Genomic DNA, 6,697 nt, shown 5'->3' on the forward strand with positions numbered 1-6,697 from the left:
CGCCGATCGGGATCGCGCCGCAGGTGCTGGCCGAGGCGGTCGCGGCAGACCCCGAAGCGTTGGCGGTCGTCGACGGCGCTCGCAACTTCTCCTACCGCGAGCTCGACGAATGGTCCACGCGGTTGGCGCGGATGCTCATCGAGCAGGGGATCGGTCCGGAGTGCGCCGTCGGCGTGGCGACGGACCGGGGTGCCGAACTGGTGGTGGCCTGGTGGGCGGTGGTCAAGGCAGGCGGCATCTACGTGCCGGTGGACCGCACCCACCCCGTCGAACGCATTGCCGCGGTGCTTGATTCGGTGGTGGCCCGGTGCGTCTTGACCTGCGGCAGCGATACGGTCGCAGGGGCAGGGCCACGCCCCGTGTTCCGCATCGACGGTCTGGACGTGTCCGGACGCAGTGCGGAGCCGATCACCGATGGTGACCGGGTCGCCGCCCTCGGGGTGAGTGACACCGCCTACGTCATCTTCACGTCGGGATCGACGGGCGAGCCCAAGGGAGTGGCGGTCAGCCACGCCGGCCTGCTGGGAGCGGCTGCGGCACAACGCAAGACGTACGGGCTGGGTGGACTGTCCCGGGTGTTGATGGTGGCCGCGCCCACCTTCGACGCGTCACTGTTCGAGATGTTGCTGGCGACGGGATCGGGGGCGGCGTTGGTCGTGGCGCCCCCGGACGTCTACGCCGGTGAGGCACTGACTGCGCTGATGACCGAACAGAGGGTCAGCGCGACGCTGCTGACCCCCACGGTGGTGGCGTCGCTGGATCGGGCGCGGCTCGATGGGCTGACGACGCTGATCACCGGTGGGGAGGCGTGCCCCGAGGAGTTGGTGCACGCGTGGGCACCTGGCCGGCACATGTTCAACGCCTACGGTCCCAGCGAGGCCACCATCTGGGCCACCGGCGCGCCACTGTCGCCGATGCATCCGGTGAACATCGGCACCCCGATTCCGGGAGTGCGCACGCTGGTGCTCGACGCACAGCTGAACCCGGCGCCCATCGGCGTGATGGGTGAGCTGTACCTCGCCGGACGCGCGTTGGCGCACGGGTACGTGGGTCGAGCGACGCTGACCGCAGAACGGTTCGTCGCCAATCCCCTTGCGGGACAAGACGAATTCAGCACCCGGATGTATCGCACCGGCGACCTGGCGCGGTGGAACTCCGATGGCGCGCTGGACTATCTCGGTCGCGTCGACACCCAAATCAAGCTACGCGGACAGCGGATCGAACTCGGTGAGATCGAGAGCGCCCTGCTGGCGTGCCCAGGGGTCGGGCAGGCCGCGGCCACCGTGCACCACGGCACCACCGGTTCCCAGCTGGTCGCCTACCTCACCTTCGAGCACGCCACGAACACCAACCGCGACGCCCAGCACGACGCGACGGTCGTCGGGGAGTGGCAGAACATCTACGACGAGCTCTATGGGGCGCAGCTCGAGTCCCGCGGCTTCGGGATGGACTTCCGTGGCTGGAACAGCAGCTACACGGGCGACCCGATTCGCATCGAGGAGATGGAGGAGTGGCGGTCCGCCACGGTGGCCAGGATCATGGCCCTGCAGCCGCGGCGGGTGTTGGAGATCGGCGCGGGCACCGGGTTGGTGCTGTCACAGATCGCCCCGCAGTGCGAGCACTACGTGGCCACCGACGTCTCGGCGACGGTCGTGGACACGCTCGCACGGTCGTTGCAGGAGTTGCAGATTCCGTGGCGCGACCGGGTTGAACTTCTGACTCGACCCGCCCACGTCACCGACGGACTGCGGCGGGACTACTTCGACACCATCATCGTGAACTCGGTGGTCCAGTACTTTCCGAACGCGGCCTATCTGACCGACGTGATCGACAAGGCGGTGGAGCTGCTGGCCCCCGGCGGGTCACTGTTCATCGGCGACGTCCGCAATCACGACCTGCAGAACGCGTTCCAGACCGCGATCGCGCTGGCGCGCACCGGTGCGACCGCCACCACCGACGTGGCCGTGATTCGCCAGCGGGTCCACCACGCGGTGCTCGGTGAGCCCGAGTTGATGTTGTCGCCTGCGTTCTTCAGTACCTGGGCAGCCGGTCACGCGTCGGCGGCCGCACTCGACATTCAGGTCAAACGCGGATCGGCCGACAACGAGCTGAGCCGCTACCGCTACGACGTCGTCATCGTGAAGGCGCCGGCCCAGGTGCGCTCGTTGGCCGTCGTGCCCACCTGGACGTGGGCCCAGTGCACCGACCTCACCGGGCTGCGAAGTCGGCTGAACGCGCAGCGCCCCGACACCGTCCGGGTCGCCGGCATCCCCCGCGCCGGGGTGACTACCGACGTCCGGCTCGAGCACGCCCTCGCGGCGGGGCAGTCACTGGCTGACGTAATCGCCGAGACGGCTGACACCTTCGCGGCAACCCCCGACGAGTTGCACCGCGTCGGTGAAACCCTCGGCTACCACGTCGCCGTCACGTGGGGTGCGCAACCGGGCACCGTGGACGCCGCGTTCGTCACGGCCGTCGAAGCCCCGCGGCCCGCGCCGGCGCTGACCGACCTCTACCTGCCGCCGACGGCGGCCCATCAGCACGCCGTGCACGCCAACGAGCCCCATAGCAGCACCAAGATCAGCGCGGTCCGGCAACGGCTCAGCACGTGGTTGCCCGACTACATGGTGCCCGCGCACATCGTGGTGCTCGAGGAGATGCCATTGACCTCCTCGGGCAAGCTCGACCGCAAGGCCCTGCCCCCACCCGAGCACTCCGACGGCGACGGTTACCGGGCACCGGCCGGTGCGGTCGAAGAGATTCTCGCCGACGTCTTCGCCCAGATTCTTGGCCTGCAACGGGTCGGAGTCGACGACTCCTTCTTCGACCTTGGCGGAGACTCACTGTCCGCCATGCGACTGGTCGGTGCCGTCAACACCAGCTTGGACGTCGACCTTTCGGTACGCGCCCTGTTCGAGGCGCCGACGGTCGCCCAGTTGGCGCCGTGGATCGGCGGCGACGCCCGTCGGCTGGAGCCGCTGGTGGCGGGTGAGCGGCCGCCGGTGGTCCCATTGTCGTTCGCGCAGAGCCGGTTGTGGTTCTTCGAACAGTTGCAGGGGCCATCACCCATCTACAACATGGCGGTCGCCTTGCGGCTGCGCGGACGCCTCGAGGTCGACGCGCTCCACGCGGCGCTCACCGATGTGGTGGTGCGTCACGAGTCGTTGCGCACTCTCTTCGCCGCTCCCGACGGGTCTCCTCAGCAGGTCGTCGTGCCCGCCGAGAGTATCGACATCGGATGGGAGACAACCGATGCCGGGGGCTGGCAAGCAGCCCGGCTGGATGAGGCCGTCAGCGCGGCCGCACGACACATCTTCGATCTAGCCGCCCGAATTCCGTTCCACGCCCGACTCTTTCGGGTGACCGACAGCGAACACGTGCTGGTGGCGGTGGTCCATCACATCGCCGCCGACGGCATGTCGATCACCCCGTTGGTGCGTGACCTCGGGCTGGCGTACGCCAGCCGGTATGTCGGGCGGCCGCCCGCCTGGGCGCCATTGCCGGTGCAGTATGTCGACTACACGCTGTGGCAGCGCGCGCAGTTTGGCGAACTCGACGACAGCGGCAGCCCGATCGCCGCGCAGCTGGTCTACTGGAAGGACGCCCTGGCCGGACTGCCCGAACACCTGCAGCTTCCGACCGATCGGCCCTACCCGCCGGTGGCCGACCATCGAGGTGCGCGGGTCGCCGTGCAGTGGCCGGTGGAGTTGCAGCAACAGGTCCGTCGCGTGGCGCGGGAACACAATGCCACCAGCTTCATGGTGATCCAGGCCGCGTTTGCCACGCTGCTGTCCAAGATTGGCTCGACTTCTGATGTGGCGGTGGGCTTTCCGATCGCCGGCCGCCGTGATGCCGCGCTGGACGACCTGGTCGGCTTCTTCGTCAACACCTTGGTGCTGCGCGTCGACTTGGGCGGTGATCCGACGTTCGTCGAGCTGCTTGCCCAGGTGCGCAGGCGCAGCCTGGCCGCCTACGAGCATCAGGACGTGCCCTTCGAGATGCTCGTCGAGCGGCTGAACCCGACCCGGAGCCTGACCCATCACCCGTTGATCCAGGTGTTGTTGGGCTGGCAGAACTTCTCCTGGCAGGCAAGCGATGCCGCCGGGTTGGCATTGGGCGATCTGCAGGTCACACCCCTGCCGGTGGACACCAAGACCGCGCGGATGGACCTGGCGTTCTCGCTCGGCGAGCGCTGGGATGAAGGCGGCGAGCCCGCCGGACTCGACGTGATGGTGGAGTTCCGCACCGACGTATTCGATGCGGACAGCGTCGAGGCGCTCGTCGGGCGGCTGCAGCGAGTGTTGCTGGGGCTCACCGCAGCTCCGGGCCGACGGCTGTCCACCGTCGATCTGCTCGACGACGTCGAGCAGGCGCGACTGGAACGCTGGGGCAATCGGGCCGTGCTGAGCCGGCCGACGCCCGAAGCGTCGGTGGCTTCGTCGTTCGCTGCGCAGGTGGCCCGAGACCCCGCTGCGGTCGCCGTGGTGTGCGGGGACCGCTCCTTGACCTACCGCGAACTCGACGAGACGGCGAACCGGTTGGCGCACTTGCTGATCGATCGTGGAGCCGGTCCCGGCCAGTCCGTGGCGCTGCTGTTCTCGCGATCCGCCGAGGCGATCGTCGCCATCCTTGCGGTGCTGAAGTCCGGGGCGGCCTACCTTCCGATCGACCCGGCGTTGCCGTCGGCACGCATCGAGTTCATGCTCACCGACGCTGCGCCGATCGCCGCCGTCACCACCGACGCACTGGCGCACCGGTTCGACGGGTTGGACATCACGGTCGTCGACGTCGGTGACCCCGCTGCCGACCTCAAGCCCAGCACTGCGCCACCCGCACCCGCACCCGACGATCTGGCGCACATCATCTACACGTCCGGTACCACGGGCGTGCCGAAGGGCGTTGCGGTCACGCAGCACAACGTCACCCAGTTGTTCGACGGCCTCGAGATCGGCGTCGACCTGACGCCGGATCAGGTGTGGACGCAGTTCCACTCCTACGCCTTCGACTTCTCGGTCTGGGAGATCTGGGGTGCGCTGCTGCACGGTGGGCGCCTGGTGGTGGTGCCCGATGCGGTGGCCCGGTCCGCCGACGACTTCCATGCCCTTCTAGTCAGCGAACGGGTCACCGTCCTCACCCAAACCCCCTCGGCTGCAGCGGTGTTGTCCACCGACGGTCTGGAATCGACGGCACTGATCATCGGTGCCGAGCCCTGCCCGCCGGAGATGGTGGATCGGTGGGCACCCGGCCGGACGATGGTCAACGTCTACGGCCCGACCGAGACGACGATGTGGGCCTGCAAGAGCACTCCGCTGACGGCGGGTTCCGGGGCCCCGCCGATCGGGTCGCCAACCGCAGGCGCGGCATTCTTCGTCCTCGATGAGTGGTTGCGGCCGGTGCCAGCTGGCGTGGTCGGTGAGCTGTACCTGGCGGGTCGCGGTGTCGGCGTTGGCTATTGGCGGCGCACGTCTTTGACCGCCGCGCGCTTCATGGCCTGCCCGTTCGGGGCGCCTGGCACACGGATGTATCGCACCGGGGATCTGGTGTCATGGGGTCCCGACGGGCAGTTGCGCTATCTGGGCCGCGCCGACGAGCAGGTCAAGGTGCGTGGGTATCGCATCGAGCTCGGTGAGGTGCGGTCGGCGTTGGCCGCGCTGGACGGCGTCGAGCAAGCGGTGGTGATCACCCGCGAGGATCGGCCAGGCGACAAACGCCTGGTGGGCTACGTCACCGGACGCGCTGACCCGGCGACGACGCGCGCGGCGCTCGCCCGGCGACTGCCCGCCTACATGGTCCCTGCGGCGGTGGTCAGGGTGGACGTGCTGCCGGTGACGGTCAACGGCAAGCTCGACACCCGCGCCCTGCCCGCGCCGGACTACCAGGACGCTGCGCGTTACCGCGCCCCGTCCGGCGCGGTCGAAGAGATTCTGACGACCATCTATGCGCAGCTGCTCGACGTCGACCGGGTCGGTGTCGACGACTCGTTCTTCGACCTTGGTGGCGACTCGCTGTCGACGATGCGCCTGGTCGCCGCGATCAACGCCGCATTGGACGTCGACCTTCCGGTGCGTACGGTGTTCGAAGCGCCCACCGTTGCCCAGTTGGCGCCACGGATCGGCGAGGGCGCGGCCCGACGGGAGCCGTTGGTCGCAGCCGAGCGGCCTGCCGTGCTTCCGCTGTCCTTCGCCCAGAAGAGACTGTGGTTCATCGACCAATTGCAGGGCCCGTCACCGGTTTACAACATGGCGGTGGCGTTGCGGCTCCGCGGCCGGGTCGATGCCGATGCGCTGCGCGCGGCAGTGGCCGACGTGGTGGGCCGTCACGAGAGCCTGCGCACCGTGTTCGCGGCGACGGACGGCTCACCCCGGCAGGTGGTCATTCCCGCCGATCGGGTCGACATCGGCTGGGACACGGCCGACGCCGGGGAGTGGTCGACGGACCGGCTCGACGGCACCGTCCGCGCGGCCGGGCGGCATGCATTCGACCTGGCCGCAGAAATCCCGTTGCGGGCCAGCCTCTTCCGCGTGGGCGATGGCGAACACGTGCTGGTGGTCGTGGTGCACCACATCGCCGCTGACGGGTGGTCATTGCGGCCACTGGTGGCCGACCTAGGGCTGGCCTATGCCAGCCGATCGAATGGGCTGGCTCCCGACTGGGTTCCACTACCGGTGCAGTACGCCGACTACACGCTGTGGCAGCG

Annotated in this window: 1 protein-coding gene; it reads left to right on the forward strand. The window is 68.8% G+C overall.

All coding sequences use genetic code 11. The annotated features are described in order from the left end of the window. Nucleotides 1-6,697, forward strand: a 6,697-nt coding sequence (locus QOD90_RS05525) for an amino acid adenylation domain-containing protein (RefSeq protein WP_526347479.1), incomplete at both ends; no start/stop codon positions are given.

This window comes from Mycobacterium sp. (assembly GCF_032161845.1).
Lineage (GTDB): Bacteria > Actinomycetota > Actinomycetes > Mycobacteriales > Mycobacteriaceae > Mycobacterium.